This window comes from Tianweitania aestuarii, assembly GCF_018457165.1.
Classification (GTDB): domain Bacteria; phylum Pseudomonadota; class Alphaproteobacteria; order Rhizobiales; family Rhizobiaceae; genus Tianweitania; species Tianweitania aestuarii.
In genome coordinates, this window is the sequence record NZ_JAFMNX010000003.1 from 491,127 (window position 1) to 510,106 (window position 18,980).

Below are 18,980 nucleotides of genomic sequence, written 5' to 3' on the forward strand. Positions count from 1 at the left end.
ATGCATGCTGATAGCCCGCTCAGTGGCTTCGCCCTGGCCCTTGCCACCGGCGCAGTGAGCATCGTCGACCTGACGCAAACGCTGTCACCGGACTTCCCGACCATCGTCATGCCGCCGGAGCTTGGCCAATCCATGCCGGTGCGTATCGAGCGCATCTCTCACTACGATGCTGCCGGCCCTGCCTGGTACTGGAACAACATCTCGTTCGGCGAGCACACGGGGACGCATTTCGACGCGCCGATTCATTGGTTCACCGGCCGCGATCTGGCGAACAACGCGGTGGATACGCTTCCCACGGCCCACATGATTGCCCCGGCCTGTGTGATCGACTGTTCAAGGGAAAGCGCTGACAACGGCGACTTTCGTTTGACGCGAGATATGGTTCTCGCCTGGGAAGCCATGCATGGGCAGATCACAAGCGGCTCATGGGTGCTGATGCGGACAGATTGGTCGCAGCGCGCTGGCGCAGCCTATGCCAATTTGGCCGACGACGGTCCGCATACGCCTGGACCGGATGCAGAGGTGATGCGCTTCCTGGTCGAGGAGCGGGCGGTCCTGGGCTTCGGCACCGAAACGATCGGCACGGATGCCGGACAGGGCGGGCACTTCCAGCCACCTTATCCCGCGCATCACTATCTTCATGGTGCCGGCCGCTATGGGCTGCAGTGCCTGTGCAATCTCGACCAGCTGCCGCCTATGGGTGCCATGATCGTTGCCGCCCCGCTCAAGATCCAGAACGGTTCCGGCAGTCCGCTGCGTGTTCTGGCGCTGGTGCCGAGCTCTGGTCGCTGAGAAAGAAACAAGCCGTTGCGCATCTTCTGGCAAAGCTTCATCGACCATACCACATCCGCCGCCTACATGACGCGCCTGCAGGACTATCTGAATGCAATCGCCGAGCCGGGAACGGTGATTGAGGTTCACGGTATCAGTCCGCCGGATCGCTCGTTCGGCCGCTTGTCCGAATTTCGTTGTGCGATCCTTGCGATCGACAACGGCATCGCTGCGGAAGAAGCCGGCTACGACGCCGTTGTTCTCGGCCACTTCCAGGATCCGGGCCTTCTTGAGCTCAAGTCTGCCGTATCTATCCCGGTGATCGGGACCGGGGAGGCAACTTTGCACTTCGCGGCCCAGCAAGGCCGCCATCTCGGTCTCGTCACCCTGGACGACGTTTTCCGCACCATGCATTTCGAACAAGGCGATCTCTACGGACTTTCCGGCAGAATCAGCCATGTTGCAGGCCTGAATGCCGACCCGTCCGATTTCTCGGCCTGCTTTGCCGGCGATCTTGACGCCAAAGCTCGCATGATTGAGGCCTTCCGCCTTGTTGCCGAGCCGATGGTTGCTGGTGGCGCCGATGTGATCGTCCCGGCCGGTGTGTTGCCGGGGCTGTTGATCGGCAGCGAGCATGGGCTGTGCTTCGGCCATGCGCCGGTGGTTAACTGTGCGGCCGTTGCGCTGAAATCAGCGGAGATGCACGTTCGGCTACAAGCGCTCAATGGGTTTGAGCCGAGCCGCGGCCCCTTCTGTGCCAAGGCGCCGCCTCAAGCGATCGCAGATTTTCGTAAGCTGGTCGCCGAGGGGCGCGGTGCTTCCCCGCTTCTCAGGCCTGGCCAGCGGTAGCGTTCCACCCAGGAGGTCACTGCGGGCGTCTGCTGATCTCACCCTTCCGCAGCGTGTGCGGCGGCTACGCCGGCTGCGATGCTGGCGCCGAGGAACATCGTGTCGCTGGCTAGGAGAAAGAAGCTGACGCCGGCCTGGGCCCATTTGCCGACGTCGTCCGGCGAAGGGCGAAAGATGCCGACGGTTCTGCCGGCAGCGCGTACGGTTGACGTTATCTTTCGAATTGCGGCCTCGAGCTTCTCAGTTCCGGATGGGCCGGTAGCGTCGATCGAAACGGAAAGATCGCCAGGGCCGATGAAGATGACGTCGATGCCTTCCACCGCAACGATTGCCTCAATATTGGCCAGACCTTCGGCAGTCTCGACCTGAATGGCCAGCACCAGGTCCTCGTTGGCTGCCTGGAGGTAATTAGGAATGCGGTAGCCGTAAGCGGCGGCGCGCCCAGGGCCAACTCCGCGTTCGCCAATCGGCGGGTATCGCGTTGCCTGCACGGCAGCTTCAGCCTGGGCGGCGGTGGAAACCCGTGGCACAAGCACGCCAGCCGCGCCCGCGTCGAGAACGGACGCGATCCATTCCGGCGTATGGCCGGGTACGCGAACCATCGCAGGAACTTGGTGAACATCGGCTGCGCGGATCAGATCCTCGATCCGCTCGCGGCTGATCTGCGAATGCTCCCAATCTATGCAAAGGAAATTCAGGCCTGCCGCAGCCGTTACCTCGATCGCGACGGGGTGGGGAATGGAAGCGAAGGTTCCCACAACGCGCTCATGCTGAAGGCATTTTTGCCGAAAACTGATCATCAGATCTTTGAGGCCTTTGCGGAATGAAGCGGCTACTTTGGTTTAAGCCTTGTGTCGCGCCCAAACATGCGTTGGCCGGTTGCCCGATGTCCAGCGCCGATGCTGACAGGCAGCCATATAACAGTATACGGAAATTAGGATGCGAGAGGTCGAGAATGGCTTTTCTGGTGCGTCTTTTAAGTTTAAAGCTTGAAGCAAGAGTAAATCAGTATACACTTCAGACTGAGAAATCATGATCACAGCCACGCCTAGCCTCGTTGAGACCGTTTACCAGACGCTCCGCTCACGCTTGCAGCTGAGCGAAGTGGGGGTGTTCGACCGCTTGGTCGACACTGATGTGGCCCGTGAATTCGGGACGTCACGCATGCCTGCCAGGGAAGCGCTGCTTCGGTTGGTATCGGAAGGGTTCCTTGAAGGCACCACGCGTGGGTTCGTTGTGCCGCGCCTGACACCTGAAGACTTGACAGATCTGTTCGAGCTTCGGCGCCAGCTTGAACCCCGTGCCGCCGCCGCCGCCGCGCGCGACCTGACAGATGAGGCAAAAGCGACATTGAGCGGAGCAATGACCGTTATCCGCGAGGCTCATGCAACAGGCGACGTGGGTGCGATGGTGCGCGCGAACCTCGACTTTCGCAGGGCTTGGACGGGCTGCCTTACCAATCGCCGGCTGGCATCGGCCATTTCGCGCTACATCGACTATTTCCAGGCTATCCGGCTGCAGACTTTTGCCGACCTCGCCACGCGTGGCGGTTATGTCGCTGCAATGGGCGATCTGCATGACGCCTTCCTTGCACGAGACTCGCTGGCGGCCGCTGATCGGATGATGCTTTTCCTGTTCGCCGCCGAAACCGCATATCGCACCGCGCTGGAAACCATCGAGGGTGAGGCTGCCGAAAACCATAAGCCCTCCGGCCGACGCCGGTCCGGAGCAAAACACACGAGGGAACAATGATCAGACAGCATCCATTGAAAGGCCCCAACAAGCTCAAGCTTGGCGTCTTTTCGGCCAATGCCGATGGTGGTCTTGCAATCACGGACGTGCCGGAGCGCTGGACGGCGCAGTGGGATGATGTGCTCAGCGTGGCGCAGATCGCCGATCGCAAGGGCCTCGACTTCTTTCTGCCGATTGCACGCTGGGCCGGATTCGGAGGCAAGAACCGTGTGCGCGAATGGTCGTTCGAGACCTTTACCTGGGCTGCCGCGCTTGCCGCGTCGACGGAACGGATCGGCCTGTTCATGACCGTACATGTGCCGATGGTGCATCCGCTTTACGCCGCCAAGGCTCTGGCGACGGTGGATCATGTGAGCCACGGTCGTGCAGGTCTCAACATCGTGTGCGGCTGGAATCCCAAGGAATTTGCCATGTTCGGCACGCCTCCGGTGGAAAAGGGTTATGATCAGGCGGCGGAATGGATCGAGGTGATCGAGCGGGCCTATCAAGCCGACGAGCCTTTCGACTTTGATGGCAGCTACTACAAACTGAAGCAGGTCGTCAGTCGGCCGGCCAGCCTGCAAGCGCCCCGACCGGTTACGATGAATGCCGCGTTTGGCGATCCGGGGCGCAACTTTGCTGCCGCGCATTGCGATTATCTTTTCACGACATTTAGCGAGATCACCGAAGCCGGGCGGCATGTGCACGACATCCGCGGTCGGGCGCAACAAGCCGGTCGCGATGTCGGTTGCTACACAGTTTGCCACGTGGTTTGCCGTGATACCCAGGTGGAAGCCGAGGATTACTACGAGCGGTATGCGATGACGCAGGCTGACACGGCGGCTGTGGACGCTCACATGGCCGGCAAGAAGGAGTTCTCCAAGTCGCATGATGCGGCATCCTACGAGCGCTATCGCAAGCGCTTTGCGGGAGGTGCCGGTTCTTATCCGTTGGTTGGTACGCCCGAAAAGATCGTGGAGGACATGATCGCGATCTCAGAACAGGGCTATTCCGGTATCGCACTATCCTTCGTGAACTACCTTTATGAGCTGCCTTATTTCTGTGACCGAGTGCTGCCGTTGTTGCGGCAAGCAGGCTTGCGAACGTGATCGGGACGCCTGAGATGAGAACGGATCTTGCCGATCTGACAACAGGCGGAGCGTTACCGATGCCGGCTTTCCTGTCCTTCAGGGATGGCATGGCGCGGCTTGCTTCGGCCGTGCACATCATTACCACGGATGGCCCAGCGGGCCGTTACGGCTTCACTGCGACTGCCGTGTGCAGCGTCAGTGATGCGCCGCCGACATTGCTGGTTTGTGTCAACACTGCCGCCTCCTCGCTGAATGCGCTGCTCGCTAACGGCAGCCTTTGCGTCAATACGCTGGCTTCCGATCAGCAGCTGGTGGCGCGCGCCTTTGGCAATGGACAACCGATGGCGGACCGTTTTGCAACTGGCGAGTGGACGATGGAAGCTGGTGACTTGCCTCGGCTGGCTGATGCCTTGGTTCGCTTTGAGTGCTCGATCCGTAGCGTGGCGGAGCAGGGCACACATCAGGTGCTCTTTTGCGCCGTCAACACCATTGCCCCGGGCGCACCAGGCGACGGATGCTTGGTGTATTTCGACCGGCGTTATCATGGGTTGCCGCCAAGCGGTTGAGCCTACGGGCACCAGCCCGCGAAGCTCGCACCGATGGCGGTTGCCCAGTCTAGTTCAGCGCTTCGACCATTCGGGTCACTGCCGTTTGAAACAGCGTTTGTTCACGGAACACACACATGCGCATGAAGCCTGCGGAGGATTGCCCGAACAGGTGACCTGGAGCCAGTCCAACGCGGCTTTTCTCCAAGATCGTGGTGCAGGCTTCCCGCGCATCTGGTACACCTTCCAGACGCATAAAGGCGTACATTCCGCCTTTTGGCTTTTCGGAAAGGAGAATGGAGGGGACATCAGCCAAACTCGAATAAAGCACATCGAGGTTTTGCTTGATCCGGCCACGAATATCCGAGACCAGCGGCTCCCCTTGCTCGAGGGCTGCCACCGCACCGGCTTGAACGAAAGCCGCAGTGCCGCTGTTGATATACTGCGTCATGGCAGAAAGCTGGTCGACCACGCTTTTCGGATGCGTCAGCCAGCCGATCCGCCATCCGGTCATAGCCCATGCCTTCGAAAAGCTATTGATCGTGATGATGCGGTCCTCATCGTTCGCGATGGGGAGCATTGAGGGGGCAACATCGCCCTCAAAATAGAGACGCCCATAGACCTCGTCGGAGATGATCCAAATACCGGTCTTACGGCTGAACTCGAGCAAGGCCGCCATTTCTTGAGAAGAAGCCGTCCAGCCTGTTGGATTGGCTGGCGTGGACAAGAAGATCGCCCGTGTGCGCGCGTCGCAGGCAGCGAAAAGCTTATCCAGGTCGAGGTGCCAGTCGCCATCGAAGTCCAGCGCCACCGCGCGAGGCTCTGCGCCGACCAGGTGGATTGCGTTGTGGATGTTTGGCCATTGTGGCGCGACATAAACGACGTTGCTGCCGGCATCTGCAATCAAGGCCAGAGCGATGTACAACGCCTGCATGCCGCTGGGCGCGACTGTTGAACGCATGACATCGATCGATTGGCCATGCAGCTGCGTCTGGTAAGCGCTCAATGCATTGCGAAGCCTAGGGTGGCCGCGCATGTCGGGGACATAGAAGGTTTCGCCTTGGTCGAGCGAAGCTTTCGCCGCATCGCGGATGAAAGCCGGCGTCACGAGGTCACCTTCGCCATACCAGAGTGCAATTACGTCTTCGAGCTGGCCAGCCTTGACTGCCAACTGTGCGATGTTTTCCGTGCGAAGATCCTTGATTTGGTCGCGAATTCCGCTGAACGCGGTTTTGCCGCCATTTTGCGCAGCCATCACATCATGGATGATAGACATGTTCGGTCCCTTCGTTGTGGCTTCGAGAAAGCGGTCAAGGTGCTCAGCCGGTGTCATGATCGGACAAGGCAAGTCTTACCGGAGAAGCTTTAGGGTTGAAGCTGTTTTGTTGTCAAAGCACCCGTTTAAAGCACGACTGGTTGCTTGGTTTGACGAAGCTGACTTCTCATGATCGTATGATCAAATTTTGCGGATTAGCAAGAACGAGAAGGAACACGCTCGGTCGCCATGCTTACGTCACCATCGAAGAACCGCGTCGATAGCGCTGGACTGCGTGCAGTCAAGAAGCGCTCGACAACGCAGGACCTTGTTTATGAGCAACTGCGTGACGCGCTTATTGCCGGCATGTTTGAGGCGGGACATGGCTTCACGGTTGCTGCACTGGCAGACCAGTTTGGAACGTCGCACATGCCGGTGCGTGAAGCATTGCGGCGGCTGGCGGCGGAGAACGCTTTGTCGATTGGCACCTCGGGAACAGCAATGGTGCCCCTGACATCGGCGGCGGGTCTGGACCATCTGGGACAAGCACGTTGTATTTTGGAGGGAACTGCCGCACGGCTTGCTGCAGAGCTGATCAGCGACGAGGCCGTAAAGAAGCTGAAAGCAACCGCGGCCATCCATGTCGAAGCACTGCGAGACGGCGCATCTGGCCAGATGCTGGCCTCCAATCGTGCATTTCACTTTGCTATCTATGAAGCGGCAGGCAACCCGGTCATGGTGAACCTGATCGAGAACCTATGGCTTCAATACGGGCCTTATGTGCGCCTTCTGTCTGACCGCATGACTGACCTTTTGCGCAGCGATATCGGCGGGCAATATTCCAAACACCACGTGGATGTTCTGTCTGCCCTTTGTCGGCGCGACAGTCAGGCAGCGGAACAAGCCCTTATTGCGGATATAAAAGCGACCCAGGCCCTTGTGTGCAAGTTCTGCTGATCAGCAGGGTTCGCTCAGCTGCGCATTTGATCAAATAAGGGCTTGCATCCGCGTTTCGATCTCATATCGTTGGGTCACATGCCCGCTAGAGGCTTAACGGCTGGTTGTTGATCGGCCAATAAGGGAACGATAACGATGGGACTGAATGGCTCGTTGAGGACGATCCGTGCGTGCGTTGCCACGCTTGCAATTGGAGCGGCTTTGCCTTTGCATGCTGCCGAATTCAAATTCGCTGGCCCCTTGGACGCCTACACACTGGACCCGCATGCTGTGTCCAACACGCTCGTGTTTGCCGTCCTACACAACGTCTACGAGTCGCTGGTTCAACGCAGCCCCGATCTTGCTCTGGAAGGCGTGCTTGCGACCGAATGGAATCAGGTCGACGATCTCACCTGGGAATTCAAACTCCGCCCAAATGTTAAGTTCTCCAATGGCAATGTGTTCAACGCGGACGACGTTGTCTTCTCGTTTGATCGCGCAAAGAAGGGCGGCGTGTCTTCCCACCTTTCGGACGTCGCGCGCATCGAGAAGGTAGATGATCTCACCGTTCGGCTAATTTCAAACAAGCCGAGCCCGATCCTGCCGAACCAACTCGTCAATTGGATGATGGCTGACCAGGAGTGGGCGAGTGAGAACGGCGCAGAAGCGCCTGGTCAGGCAGACAACTCCGCCGAAGGCTTCGCCAATCGCAACGCCATGGGCACCGGACCTTATGTGATCGCGTCGCGCGATCCCGGCGTTCGCACGGACTTCAAGGCAAACCCGAACTGGTGGGGCGAAATCAAGGGTAACGTCGATAGCGCGACGTTCTTCGTGATTGCCAATCCCTCGACCCGGGTGTCGGCGCTTATGTCCGGAGAAGTTCAGATGATCGACGGCGTTCCACCGCAGGATACGCAGCGCATCGAGCAAACCGACGGATTGAAGATCGCGGCGAAGCCGGACCTGCGTACCGTCTACCTGCAGCCAGATGTTGCACGCGACGAACTCATCCATGGCAGCGCCAAGGGCAATCCGTTCAAGGATCCCAAGGTCCGCGAAGCCATGGACCTCGTGATTGACCGAGAGGCGATCCAGAAGCGCATCATGCGCGGCTATTCCACGCCGGTCGGACTGCCGATCGCAAAGGAAGTCGAGGGTTCGAGCGACGAGCTTAATACGCCAACAAAACCGGATATTGAGCGCGCAAAGGCTCTGATGGAAGAAGCCGGTTACGGCGACGGCTTCGAGGTTACACTCGACTGCACCAATGATCGCTTCATCAACGACGAGGCGACCTGCTTGGCGATTGGTTCCTTCCTGTCGCAGATTAACATCAAGGTTACGCCGCGGGTCCAGCCAACGGCGCGCTGGGCGCAGCAGATCAATCCGCCCGGGTACAACACGTCTCTGACCTTGTTGAGCTATTCGCCCTATTCCTATGATGCGCACCAATTCCTGACCGCTCTAGCCACGACACGCAATCCGGACTCTGGCTTGGGCGCGTTCAACATCGGTGGCTATTCCAACCCGGAACTCGATAGGCTGACTGTGGAGATCGGCACGGAAAGCGATCAGGAAAAGCGCCGCGCGCTCCTGAACGAGGCGCTGACGATCCTGAAGAACGACCATTCCTTCATTCCTATCCATCAGTTGCAAATCTTGTGGGCGCTCAAGGAAGGCGTTGAGGTGGTTCAGTTGGCCGACCTCGCTTACCCCTTGGCATGGTTCAAGGTGCCGGAATGAGCGCTGATGCGGATTTCGCCCGCCGCCTGGCTGAGCTCGTTGCCTTTCCGACGGTGAGTTCGGTTTCCAACCTAGCGCTGCTGGACCATGTCGAGTCCCTGGTTTTGCCGCAGGGTGCGAAGGTACGTCGCTTCGCCGAGCCATCGGGCGAGAAGGCCAACCTACTAATTTCGATTGGTCCCGAAGTTGAGGGCGGTCTGGTCTACAGTGGGCACACCGACGTGGTTCCTGTCACGGGACAGAACTGGTCGGGCGATCCCTGGACGTTGCGCGAGATCAACGATCGCCTGATCGGGCGCGGCGCCACTGACATGAAGGGGTTTCTCGGTTGCTGCCTTGCAGCCCTGCCGCAGATTGCCGCGATGAACCTGAAGAAGCCGGTGCATCTTGCTTTCTCCTATGACGAGGAAGTCGGCTGCACGGGTGTGGGTCCCATGGCGGAATGGGTAGGTGCTAACTTGAAGCCACGCCTTGCCGTCATTGGTGAGGCCACCAGCATGGAACTCGTCAACGCCCACAAAGGCGGCTGCATCGGCTGGACCCATGTTCTGGGAAAGCCGGGGCACTCCTCGCAGCCCGAGCGTGGGGTTAACGCAGTGATGATTGCGGCGTCGTTGATCGAGGAAATTTCCGCCATTTACGCTGACATGCGCAGTGGACCAAGGTTCGAGGCGCTGGATCCGCCCTATTCCACCATCCAGGTCAACCAGATCGAGGGTGGCAGCCACGGCAACATTCTGGCCGAACATTGCAAGTTCTTCTGGGAAATGCGGCTTCTTCCCGGCGAGAGCTTCGATGCCGTTCTCAACCGCATGTTCGGCTTCGCGAACAAGCTCGAGCAGGGCATGAAAGCGGTTGATCCCGCAGCCAATATCCGCTTCGACATTCAAGCACGCATCCCCACGCTCGCACCAACGGGAGACGCTGCCTTGGAAGCGGAGTTGTTAGCGCTGCTCGGATGCGAACAGCCGCTTGCCGTCTCCTATGGCACCGAAGCCGGTATTTTCCAGGCCGCCGGTGTTCCGTCTGTGGTGATCGGACCCGGATCCATCGCGGATGCTCACCAGCCGGATGAAGGAATTGCGACTGAACAACTGCAAGCCTGTACCGATTTCCTGATCAAGCTGGCAGATACGGCAACGCGATGATCCTGCATTTCGTCGAGCGCGTCCTGCAGACCATCCTTGTTCTGCTGGTGATCAGCTTCGTTGCGTTCATGCTCATCAGTACGCTCGGCGATCCACTTGGCGTTCTGTTGCCGCCTGATGCTACCATTGCCGAACGTAATGCGTTGATCGCGCGTTTAAACCTGGACCAGCCGCTGCTGCAGCGCTTCTGGTCCTTTGTCATGGGTATTCTTCAAGGCGATTTCGGTCTCTCCTACCGTACTCAGCAAGATGTCGGTGCGATGATCGCCGAACGGCTGCCAGCCACTGTCGAACTCGCCTTCGTGAGCTTGTTGATCACCATCGTTTTGGCTATTCCGGCCGGTATTTTGTGCGGTGTTAAGCCAAAAACCTTGGTTTCGCGCGCCATCATGCTCGTTTCGATTGCAGGCATCACCCTGCCGAACTTCGTGATCGGCATTCTGCTGATCGCCGTATTTTCTGTGCATCTCGGCTGGTTTCCATCCTTCGGACGCGGCACGGTTGTTGAGCTCGGAAACTGGACCACAGGCCTGCTGACGGTTTCAGGATGGCAGGCGATCATCCTGCCGGCTTTTACGCTTGCCTCTTTCCAGATGACCTTCGTTATACGCATGCTGCGCACGCAGCTCATGGAAGTCGGCCACAGCGAACACATCCGCTTTGCCCGGGCGCGCGGTTTGAGCGAAACGCGGGTCTGGTTCGTTTACGCTATCCGCAACGCACTTCTTCCAACTGTGACGATGCTCGGCCTGCAGCTCGGCAACATCATCGCTTTTTCGGTGGTGACGGAAAGCGTGTTTGCCTGGCCAGGTCTGGGCTCGCTGTTCCTCCAGTCGGTGCAGTCAGCCGACATTCCGGTGATCGCCATCTACCTCATCTTCGTAGGCGCCGTGTATATGCTGATCAACCTGGCCGTGGAGCTCTCCTATCCCCTTATTGATCCGCGCTTGAAACGGAGGAGCGCATGATCGTCGCGCGCTCTTTGTTTTCCACCTTCCGCAGCGCACCCGGCGCGACCCTAGCCACGTTGGCGATCGCAGCGCTTTTTGCCTACGCGTTCCTTGTGCCCCTGTTTACTGCCGATCCGTTTCAGCTGGCGGGCATGTCGATCATGGACTCGTTCACGCCGCCCCTTTGGATGGACGGTGGCAATCCCGCTTTTCCGCTAGGTGCGGATGATCAGGGCCGCAACATCATCACGGCCATGGCCTATGGACTGCGAACGTCGATAGTTGTTGGTGTTTCGGCCGTTCTGATTGGGCTCGTGCTCGGCGGCGCCTTAGGTCTTCTTGCCGGCTTTGTAGGCGGACGCACCGATGCGGTCATCATGCGCATTGCCGATGTGCAGCTGGCTTACCCGGCTTTGCTGCTCGCCATGGTGATCGACGGTATCGCCACCGCCGTTGTTGGCCGAGAGCGAAGTGCAACACTCGCCATCGCCATCGTGATCTTTGCCATCGGTATTGCGTTCTGGGTCCAGTTCGCCCGCACCATCCGCTCGTCCGTTCTGGTGGAGCGAGATCAGGACTATGTGGCGGCAGCGCAGATCACCGGCAGGAGCAAGCTAGCAATCGTGATGTGGCATATCCTTCCCAATGTGATGGCGCCGGTGCTCGTCATAGCCACCATCAATCTCGGCATTGCCATCATCACCGAAGCCACTCTGAGCTTCCTTGGCATCGGCATTCCGCTGACCCATCCGTCGCTCGGCGCGCTGATCCGCAATGGCAACGCCTTCCTGCAATCGGGCGAATGGTGGATCTCGGCTTGGCCCTGCCTGGTGCTGGTGGTGCTGGTTATTGCCGTCAACGTACTGGGCGATCACCTGCGCGATCACTTCAATCCCAAGCTGCGGGGGCGGTCATGATGGAACAACCGCTGCTTTCCGTCCGACACCTCTCGATCGGCCTTAGCCGTCAAGGCACGCAGCTGCCGGTTCTAAACGATGTGTCCTTCGATGTGGCGCCGGGTGAAGTGCTGGGTGTTGTAGGCGAAAGCGGTGCAGGTAAGTCAGTTGCGGGTGCGGCGATCATCGATCTGCTTGTGCCGCCCTTGCGGAGAACGGCCGGCGAAATTGCTCTTCGCGGCGATCGCCTCGATCTCATGTCGCCGCGCCAGATGCATCGTGTCCGAGGCAAGCGGGTAGGCTTCATCTTTCAGGATCCGATGACGAGCCTCAATCCGGTTCTGTCGATTGGCAAGCAGCTCAAAGATACGATGCGCACGCATCTGAGGCTTGGGTCCTCGGAACTCCACGGTCGCGCGCTGGACTGGGTCACCCGCGTCGGACTTCCCAACCCCGAGCGCATTCTGAAGGCTGCGCCGCATGAACTGTCCGGCGGCCAGCGGCAGCGCATCGTGATTGCGTTGGCCCTTTGCGCCGAGCCGGAGATCGTGATTGCCGACGAACCGACCACGGCGCTCGACGTGTCGGTGCAAGCGCAGATGCTCGACCTCATGCGCTTGCTGCATAAGGAAACCGGCACGGCCATGGTGCTGATCACCCACGACCTGGGTGTCGTGGCTAAGATGGCCGACCGTGTCGCTGTCTTCTATGCTGGCCGGTTGATCGAGATAGCATCGACAAGAGCACTGTTTCAATCACCGCGACACCCTTACACAGCCGGCCTGATTGGCGCGACACCGGCACCTGACGGACAAGGCGGGATGCAGGTTGTGGCGATACCGGGCGCAATGCCCGGCGTGGACGCGCTGCCGCCTGGTTGCGCCTTTCACCCGCGCTGCCCGCGCGCTCAGGCTGATTGCCGCACGGTCGTTCCACCTCTCGTGGTGCTGGGCACAGGCGAGGCGGCCTGCCTCCACCCTCTTCCGGAAAGGACTGCTGCATGAAGCTGGAGGGGGTGGACGTCAAGGCCGTCTCGAAGACCTTCGGTGGCAAGGCCGGTGCATTTGAGCGTCTGCTTGGCCGCACGCCGCGTGGCCTCCGAGCGGTTCGCGATGTCAGTTTTTCCATTTCGCGCGGCGAGGTGCTGGGCCTGGTCGGTGAATCGGGCTGCGGAAAGTCCACCTTGGCGCGCGTCATTGGTGGGTTGCTGGAACCCACAGGAGGCGACATCGCCTTTCGTGGCGTGAAGCCCCGCTTGCAGATGGTATTTCAGGACCCGTTCTCGTCCCTCAACGGGCGTTGGCGCGTGGATGACATCATCGCCGAGCCGATCCGCACCCACAGACTGCGCCCGAAGGGGGAGGTTGCCGGGCGTGTCGCCGAATTGCTTGAACAGGTTGGCCTCTCACCAGCAGACGGCGTGAAGTATCCGCAGGCTTTTTCGGGTGGCCAGCGCCAGCGCATTTCCATTGCCCGCGCCTTGGCCGGCGAACCCGACTTTCTCATCCTGGACGAACCTACAAGCGCACTGGACGTGTCGGTTCAAGCGCAGATCCTCAACCTCTTGCGCGATCTTCAGTCCAGGCTGGGGCTCACCAGCCTGTTCATCACGCATAACCTTTCGGTCGTGCGCCTGATGGCCGACCGTGTCGGCGTGATGTATCTCGGCGAACTGGTGGAACTGGCTTCCGCCGATGACATCTTCACCAATCCCAAGCATCCCTATACGCGCCTGCTAATCGATGCCGCCCCAGATCTCGACCCGATCGACCGGACGCTGCACCCTATTCCGGGTGAACTGCCCGATCCCTCACGGCCGCCATCCGGCTGCTCGTTCCGCACGCGCTGTCCCTATGCCCAGCCGCTGTGTGCCGAAACACCGCCGCCCTTACGTTGGGAAGCGGCCCGCGAGGTGCGCTGCCATTTCGATCTGACGCCCAAGAGCCTGTCGGTGCCGGCATGAGCCGGGCCCAGGCAATCGAGCGGGCCCAAGCGACCATCGGCGATGGTTCCTTCCAAGATCGCCTGGCGCGGTTCGTCGCCATTCGATCCGCGAGCCGTGTTCTCAGTGCCAAGCCTAACTTGGAGCGTTTCCTCGTGGACGAGCTGATCCCGTTGTTTGCTGCAATGGGGTTTACGACACGTTTGCTGACCCATCCCGATGCTCCAGGTCCATGTCTTCTTGCCGAACGCTTCGAAGGTGCCGATCTGCCGACGGTTCTGCAATACGGTCATGGTGATGTGGTTGCGGGATTGGACGGATGGAGCGAGGGGCTCTCCCCGTTCGAGCTCAGCGAGCGCAACGGTCGCTGGTATGGCCGTGGCACCGCCGACAACAAGGGCCAGCTCAACGTCAATCTCACAGCCTTGGAAGCACTGCTGGCAACCCGCGGCAAGCTTGGCTTCAATCTCAAATACCTGATCGAAATGGGCGAAGAGTCTGGCTCTCTTGGGTTGCGTGAGATCTGCCGTGTGCATGCGGCGGCACTTGCCGCCGACGTGCTGATTGCGTCTGACGGCCCGCGCTTGGCGGGCGACAAGCCGACGATTTTTCTTGGGGCGCGCGGCGGCGTTTCCTTTTACATCGAGATCAAGGCGCGCGAAAACTACTATCATTCCGGCAATTGGGGCGGATTGCTCAGCAATCCAGGTGTCGAGCTTTGCCATGCGATTGCCGCTTTGATCGGCCGCAAGGGCGAGATCAAGGTTGCCGGCCTTACGCCGAGCGCCATTCCCGACAATGTTCGCGCCCATCTTTCGCGGTTGAAGGTGACGCCGCAACCGGACGATCCGGCGATCGAGGACTGGTGGGGTGAGCCGGGGCTGACGGCGGAAGAAAAGGTTTTCGCTTGGAGCAGCTTCGAGATCATGGAGATGGCGTGCGGTAATCTGGCCGAGCCGCTCTATGCCATTCCACCAAGTGCCAGAGCGCGCTTGCAGCTGCGCTTTCCCCTCGGCGTTGATGTCGAGGCCGTAGTGCCGGCCGTGCGACAGGCACTGGGCGATGCCGGCTTCGGCAATGTGATCGTGCATGAACCGCATGACGCGATCTTCCTGGCGACCAGGCTTGATCCGGATCATGACTGGGTGAGAGCGGTTGCGACGTCGATTGAACGCACGGTCGGACATCAGCCGGCCATTCTGCCCAGCCTCGGCGGATCGCTGCCCAACGACATCTTTGCCCGGGATCTCGGCTTGCCCACTGTGTGGGTGCCGCATTCCTATCCCGGCTGCGCCCAGCATGCGCCCAACGAACACCTGCCGATTGCGATCGCCGAAGAGGGCTTGCGGATCATGGCAGGAATCTATTGGGATATCGGCGACGGCGCGAGTTGAGGGCGATGTCGGTCTTGGCGGAAGCGCAAGCCTGATGAGCCAGAGTGGCAGCGGCTAAGCCGCTGCCACTTGGATGGCTATTATTTCGCGGCGGGAATGTCGAGAACCGTAACGGTTGAGCTAACAGGTTCAGGCGCCGCGCCCAGCCATTTCTGATGAATTTCCGCTAGCGTGCCATCCTTCTTCAGATCGGCAAGAAGCCTGGTTGACGGCTTCAAGACGCTCTGATCGCTTTGGCATCATGATGCCAAAGCGATCGCCAGTCTTGATCCGGTCGCGCAAGGCAAATTGGACATCTGCTTCGTCAGCAAGTCATATCGCTGTTATGGTGACCTTGCGTAAACGCTTGGCTCTGACGCGGTCGCAGCATTCCGCCGCGCGGGTCAATAAGCTCAATAATGGATAAGCGAGCTCAGGTAACCGGCTGTTAGTAGGGGCGCAGCGTCCAACACCAGCAAGCGCTGTACAACTGTGAGCGAGAAAGCAAGAGCTAGCTCAAAGGCTCACCGCAACAAGGGGCAACGCGATGCCACCAAGTCCAACCCACTAACGGCCAATCCGTAATGCGGGGATCGCGTGTTTGAGTCACGCAAGCGGCACCATCACTCATTGTCATCCCTGAAGTGAAACAGAACGGTTGTTCGCTTGGTTTATTCCGGCGGATGCACTTGGTGCGACGGCATGACAGCTTTGCGCATCGTGACGTTTTGCCGACCCACGGCACCTCTTCCCGTCGGGATGGCTAAACCTGAAAAATCTGCGAGTGCGGAATTCTCGGTAGATTTCGACCACCTTTTGCCTAATAGCGCTGAGTTGTGTCGCCTTGGCGTGCTCGCTGAACGCTTCGTCATTGACGATGCTGACACCTCACCCATGGTGGCCCAAGCGATGTCACCGAACCCACGGAGCTTTCTTTCATGCGCGCGATGATGTTCGAGGCGTTCGGCGCCCGGCCCGAGATCCGCACCTTGCCCGACCCGACGCCAACGCCGGGGGGCGTGGTCATCAAGGTTGAAGCCACCGGGCTTTGTCGCAGCGACTGGCACGGCTGGAAGGGACATGACAGCGACATCGAACTGCCGCATGTGCCCGGCCATGAGCTTGCCGGCACCGTTGTTGCGCGCGGCAGCCTCGTTTCTCGCTTCCGCGAGGGTGACCGCGTCACAGTTCCCTTCGTGTCCGGTTGCGGCGGCTGCGGGGAGTGCAGGAGCGGCAACCAACAGGTTTGCGAACATCAGTTCCAGCCCGGCTTCACCCATTGGGGCTCGTTTGCGGAATATGTGGCGATCGACTTCGCCGATCAGAATCTGGTTGTTCTGCCGGAAACGATGGACTACGCCACCGCCGCGAGCCTCGGCTGCCGCTTCGCGACATCGTTTCGTGCCGTTGTCGATCAGGGGCGCGTGCGTGGCGGCGAATGGGTTGCCGTGCATGGCTGCGGCGGGGTTGGCTTGTCGGCCATCACCATTGCGGCGGCCATGGGTGCGCAGCCGATCGCGATCGACATTTCAGCCGAAAAGCTGGCCTTCGCGAAGCAGCTGGGTGCTGTCGCGACGGTTCACGCAGGCGAGGTGGCCGATGTGGTGGACGCGGTGCGCACGATCAGCGGCGGCGGCGTGCATCTGTCGCTTGATGCGCTCGGCGCGCCGACCACATGCTTCAACTCCGTCCGCAACCTGCGCCGCCGCGGCCGCCATGTTCAGGTGGGTCTGCTTTTGGGCGATCACACGGCGCCATCGATCCCCATGGCACAGGTGATCGCGCACGAGCTCGAGATCCTCGGCAGCCATGGCATGCAGGCCTGGCGCTACGACGCCATGCTGTCCATGATCACCGCCGGCACGCTGCAACCCCAGAAGCTGATCGGGCGCCATATCAGCCTGGACGATGCGGTGGACGCTCTCGTGGGCATGGAAGCCTCGCCGGATCTGGGGATCAGCATCATTTCGAGGTTCTGATCCCCCGCGACTGACGGAATGTTGCGCCACGCCCATGAGCATGGAGCGCATTCGTAGGACCGCAGCCCTGCCAGAGCCAAGTGCAGTCCAATACAGGGAGAGGGCTCCGCTTTTCAGGAACAGGGAAGTCGGCGTTGGTCCGGGTTTGCTGCATGGTAGCTCGCTCCTGACGAAAATCTGATCCGCTTCATATTCGTCCAAGCTCGTGCGGCTGGTTGCGACGTCGTCCTGTCCGCCGGCTGGGACCTCGTAATGCGGGGAGGCTAGTTTTCGAGCCACGCAGCTTCCGAGCCTCGGATTTGTGCATGCTTGTGGGGCTATAACCTACGGAATTCAGCGATCCAACGGCAGCCAAGCCTTTCAAAGGTCTGCGGAGCGGAAGAAGAGCTTGCTTCTGAAGCGCGACCGCAAGACCTAAGTGAGAATGAAGGGTTTCTTCCGAAGCAGGTGAAAAGATACAGAGCTTGATCGGACTTATCCGAGAACAACGACGTTGAACGTCTGACTTACATCAGAGGGCGGTCGCTGATCGTTTCTTCATCCAGTCTGGCGGCGCAGATCGACTGCAGCATATGCTGGCTGATACGAATGTCTTCTCCCAGCAGCTGCCTTGCAAAGGCTGCATCTTTATTGCGAAGCGCCTTCATGATGGCCGGGTGACGGTTTTCTTCTGGTGGTGCGGTGGGTGCGCCATAGCGGCCGGCGATGCTGTGGGTCAGAAGGCGCATGTAAGGGCCCATCTGCAGCCAAAGCACGCTGATGAAGCGCGAGAGCACGTCGGATCGAGCCAAATCGTAAAGGCTGAAGTGGAAGATGTGATTGCGGTGCAGCATCTCGTAAACTTCGCCGGATGCCGCCGCGGCCTCATGATCACGCATCAAAACGCTCAACCGATCGAGATCGGCATCCGACGCCTTCAGGGTAGCGAGCTCCACGGCCAGCCCCTCGATCTCGATCCGCGCACGGCAGATATCATCCAGCCGCTCACGCGAAACTTCGGGAACACGTGCCGTACCGGTGCGCGTGATGTCCACGCCGTTGTCGACGGCAAGGCGCCGCAGCGCCTCGCGCACGGGCATATGCGATGTCCCCATTTCCTGCGCCAGACTGTCGATTGTTATCGACTGGCCTGGCTCAAACTGCCCCCACATCAGTGCACTGCGAAGCTGTTCGTAGACATGGTCGCCCACGGTTGTTCGGGTAACCACGGGCGATAAGTTCGGCCGCGCAGGGTGCTGGCGCTTTGTTTTTGCGGGCATTCAGGCCTTCAAGGTTGCGCGTTGAACGGAGATCACGGCTCGGAACGTGTCCGCGCGGTGACTTCAAGCTCGACCTTCATGCTTTCCTCGGCGAAGCCACACAAGATGGTTGTGTTGGTTGGGCGGTTTTCGGTGAAGGTTTCGCCCAGGATGCGGCTGACCGGAATGACATCGGCGCGGTCACGGATGAACACCCGAACACGCACGACGTCGCTCATGCTCGCGCCAGCCTTTGCCAGCGTGTCGGCAATCGTGCGCAGCGACTGGCGTGTCTGCTCGACGGCATCGTCCGAGATCGACCCATCCTCGAAATTGAACCCTGCCGTACCCGAAACGAAGATCCAATCGCCATCGACGACGGCACGCGAATAGCCGGCTAGCTCCTCGAACCGCGATCCTGAGCTGATGGTCCAGCGCTTTGCCATTATTTTATCCTTCAAGCATCTTGATCAAACGATCTGATCGCGTCTAACTTTGATCAAACGATATAAGAAAGCAACGGGGAACCA

General features: G+C 59.8%; 18 protein-coding genes. 14 read left to right on the forward strand and 4 right to left on the reverse strand.

All coding sequences use genetic code 11. The annotated features are described in order from the left end of the window. Together JYU29_RS14145 and JYU29_RS14150 are read left to right on the forward strand one after the other, a co-directional pair. Positions 1 to 792 (forward strand): cyclase family protein, encoded by a 792-nt coding sequence (locus JYU29_RS14145; RefSeq protein WP_213985445.1) that lies wholly within the window; start codon positions 1 to 3, stop codon positions 790 to 792. 15 nt (positions 793 to 807) lie between these two features. Next, positions 808 to 1,620, forward strand: a complete 813-nt coding sequence (locus JYU29_RS14150) for an aspartate/glutamate racemase family protein (RefSeq protein ID WP_213985446.1) — start codon at positions 808 to 810, stop codon at positions 1,618 to 1,620. 38 nt (positions 1,621 to 1,658) lie between these two features. Here JYU29_RS14150 and JYU29_RS14155 read toward each other — a convergent pair whose 3' ends face one another. Next, positions 1,659 to 2,420: an HpcH/HpaI aldolase family protein gene (locus tag JYU29_RS14155; RefSeq protein ID WP_213985447.1), complete on the reverse strand. Its 762-nt coding sequence runs from the start codon at positions 2,418 to 2,420 to the stop codon at positions 1,659 to 1,661. Between the two features lie 232 nt (positions 2,421 to 2,652). Here JYU29_RS14155 and JYU29_RS14160 point away from each other — a divergent pair, with 232 nt between their 5' ends. Genes JYU29_RS14160 through JYU29_RS14170 form a run of 3 tightly spaced genes read left to right on the forward strand, consistent with a single transcriptional unit; the run spans position 2,653 to position 5,008 of the window. Further along, the gene (locus tag JYU29_RS14160) at positions 2,653 to 3,372 is read left to right on the forward strand and encodes a GntR family transcriptional regulator (protein WP_250157447.1); all 720 of its coding nucleotides are present in this window, start codon (positions 2,653 to 2,655) and stop codon (positions 3,370 to 3,372) included. Then, on the forward strand, positions 3,369 to 4,460 hold the full coding sequence (locus tag JYU29_RS14165; RefSeq protein WP_213985449.1) for an LLM class flavin-dependent oxidoreductase: 1,092 nt from the start codon (positions 3,369 to 3,371) through the stop codon (positions 4,458 to 4,460). The genes JYU29_RS14160 and JYU29_RS14165 overlap by 4 nt, the downstream gene beginning before the upstream one ends. A 59-nt stretch (positions 4,461 to 4,519) precedes the next feature. After that, positions 4,520 to 5,008, forward strand: coding sequence for a flavin reductase (locus JYU29_RS14170; RefSeq protein WP_213985450.1), 489 nt, complete (start codon positions 4,520 to 4,522; stop codon positions 5,006 to 5,008). A 49-nt stretch (positions 5,009 to 5,057) separates the two neighbouring features. Here the strand turns inward: JYU29_RS14170 and JYU29_RS14175 are convergent, their stop codons facing one another. Continuing rightward, positions 5,058 to 6,263: a pyridoxal phosphate-dependent aminotransferase gene (locus JYU29_RS14175; protein ID WP_213985451.1), complete on the reverse strand. Its 1,206-nt coding sequence runs from the start codon at positions 6,261 to 6,263 to the stop codon at positions 5,058 to 5,060. 228 nt (positions 6,264 to 6,491) lie between these two features. Here JYU29_RS14175 and JYU29_RS14180 point away from each other — a divergent pair, with 228 nt between their 5' ends. From JYU29_RS14180 to JYU29_RS14220, 9 genes are all read left to right on the forward strand, one after another. After that, a complete protein-coding gene (locus JYU29_RS14180; RefSeq protein WP_213985452.1) occupies positions 6,492 to 7,199 on the forward strand; it encodes a GntR family transcriptional regulator in 708 nt (235 codons plus the stop codon). Between the two features lie 270 nt (positions 7,200 to 7,469). Further along, complete coding sequence (locus JYU29_RS14185; RefSeq protein ID WP_213985453.1) at positions 7,470 to 8,924, forward strand: ABC transporter substrate-binding protein; 1,455 nt, start codon at positions 7,470 to 7,472, stop codon at positions 8,922 to 8,924. Further along, positions 8,921 to 10,072, forward strand: coding sequence for an acetylornithine deacetylase (gene argE / locus JYU29_RS14190; protein ID WP_213985454.1), 1,152 nt, complete (start codon positions 8,921 to 8,923; stop codon positions 10,070 to 10,072). The genes JYU29_RS14185 and argE overlap by 4 nt, the downstream gene beginning before the upstream one ends. After that, positions 10,069 to 11,040, forward strand: a complete 972-nt coding sequence (locus tag JYU29_RS14195) for an ABC transporter permease (RefSeq protein WP_213985455.1) — start codon at positions 10,069 to 10,071, stop codon at positions 11,038 to 11,040. Before argE ends, JYU29_RS14195 begins: the two co-directional genes overlap by 4 nt. Continuing rightward, entirely contained in the window at positions 11,037 to 11,939 is a 903-nt protein-coding gene (locus JYU29_RS14200; RefSeq protein ID WP_213985456.1) for an ABC transporter permease, read from the forward strand. Before JYU29_RS14195 ends, JYU29_RS14200 begins: the two co-directional genes overlap by 4 nt. Then, complete coding sequence (locus tag JYU29_RS14205) at positions 11,939 to 12,922, forward strand: ABC transporter ATP-binding protein (RefSeq protein WP_213985599.1); 984 nt, start codon at positions 11,939 to 11,941, stop codon at positions 12,920 to 12,922. Before JYU29_RS14200 ends, JYU29_RS14205 begins: the two co-directional genes overlap by 1 nt. Further along, positions 12,919 to 13,881, forward strand: coding sequence for an ABC transporter ATP-binding protein (locus JYU29_RS14210; RefSeq protein ID WP_213985457.1), 963 nt, complete (start codon positions 12,919 to 12,921; stop codon positions 13,879 to 13,881). The genes JYU29_RS14205 and JYU29_RS14210 overlap by 4 nt, the downstream gene beginning before the upstream one ends. Continuing rightward, entirely contained in the window at positions 13,878 to 15,254 is a 1,377-nt protein-coding gene (locus JYU29_RS14215) for a M20/M25/M40 family metallo-hydrolase (RefSeq protein WP_213985458.1), read from the forward strand. Before JYU29_RS14210 ends, JYU29_RS14215 begins: the two co-directional genes overlap by 4 nt. A gap of 917 nt (positions 15,255 to 16,171) precedes the next feature. After that, positions 16,172 to 17,212: a zinc-dependent alcohol dehydrogenase family protein gene (locus tag JYU29_RS14220; protein ID WP_213985459.1), complete on the forward strand. Its 1,041-nt coding sequence runs from the start codon at positions 16,172 to 16,174 to the stop codon at positions 17,210 to 17,212. A 506-nt stretch (positions 17,213 to 17,718) separates the two neighbouring features. Here the strand turns inward: JYU29_RS14220 and JYU29_RS14225 are convergent. Both JYU29_RS14225 and JYU29_RS14230 read right to left on the reverse strand, forming a co-directional pair. Next, on the reverse strand, positions 17,719 to 18,471 hold the full coding sequence (locus JYU29_RS14225) for a GntR family transcriptional regulator (RefSeq protein ID WP_213985460.1): 753 nt from the start codon (positions 18,469 to 18,471) through the stop codon (positions 17,719 to 17,721). Positions 18,472 to 18,503: 32 nt separating this feature from the next. After that, positions 18,504 to 18,896, reverse strand: a complete 393-nt coding sequence (locus tag JYU29_RS14230; protein ID WP_213985461.1) for a RidA family protein — start codon at positions 18,894 to 18,896, stop codon at positions 18,504 to 18,506. Positions 18,897 to 18,980: the final 84 nt, after the last annotated feature.

Bases quoted from the DNA above. Each gene is read 5' to 3' on its own strand.
- argE (WP_213985454.1), top strand. From the start codon at position 8,921: ATGAGCGCTGATGCGGATTTCGCCCGCCGCCTGGCTGAGCTCGTTGCC.
- JYU29_RS14160 (WP_250157447.1), top strand. From the start codon at position 2,653: ATGATCACAGCCACGCCTAGCCTCGTTGAGACCGTTTACCAGACGCTC.
- JYU29_RS14210 (WP_213985457.1), top strand. From the start codon at position 12,919: ATGAAGCTGGAGGGGGTGGACGTCAAGGCCGTCTCGAAGACCTTCGGT.
- JYU29_RS14155 (WP_213985447.1), bottom strand. From the start codon at position 2,420: ATGATCAGTTTTCGGCAAAAATGCCTTCAGCATGAGCGCGTTGTGGGA.
- JYU29_RS14230 (WP_213985461.1), bottom strand. From the start codon at position 18,896: ATGGCAAAGCGCTGGACCATCAGCTCAGGATCGCGGTTCGAGGAGCTA.
- JYU29_RS14225 (WP_213985460.1), bottom strand. From the start codon at position 18,471: ATGCCCGCAAAAACAAAGCGCCAGCACCCTGCGCGGCCGAACTTATCG.
- JYU29_RS14165 (WP_213985449.1), top strand. From the start codon at position 3,369: ATGATCAGACAGCATCCATTGAAAGGCCCCAACAAGCTCAAGCTTGGC.
- JYU29_RS14180 (WP_213985452.1), top strand. From the start codon at position 6,492: ATGCTTACGTCACCATCGAAGAACCGCGTCGATAGCGCTGGACTGCGT.
- JYU29_RS14170 (WP_213985450.1), top strand. From the start codon at position 4,520: ATGCCGGCTTTCCTGTCCTTCAGGGATGGCATGGCGCGGCTTGCTTCG.
- JYU29_RS14220 (WP_213985459.1), top strand. From the start codon at position 16,172: ATGCGCGCGATGATGTTCGAGGCGTTCGGCGCCCGGCCCGAGATCCGC.
- JYU29_RS14205 (WP_213985599.1), top strand. From the start codon at position 11,939: ATGGAACAACCGCTGCTTTCCGTCCGACACCTCTCGATCGGCCTTAGC.
- JYU29_RS14215 (WP_213985458.1), top strand. From the start codon at position 13,878: ATGAGCCGGGCCCAGGCAATCGAGCGGGCCCAAGCGACCATCGGCGAT.
- JYU29_RS14175 (WP_213985451.1), bottom strand. From the start codon at position 6,263: ATGTCTATCATCCATGATGTGATGGCTGCGCAAAATGGCGGCAAAACC.
- JYU29_RS14145 (WP_213985445.1), top strand. From the start codon at position 1: ATGCATGCTGATAGCCCGCTCAGTGGCTTCGCCCTGGCCCTTGCCACC.
- JYU29_RS14195 (WP_213985455.1), top strand. From the start codon at position 10,069: ATGATCCTGCATTTCGTCGAGCGCGTCCTGCAGACCATCCTTGTTCTG.
- JYU29_RS14200 (WP_213985456.1), top strand. From the start codon at position 11,037: ATGATCGTCGCGCGCTCTTTGTTTTCCACCTTCCGCAGCGCACCCGGC.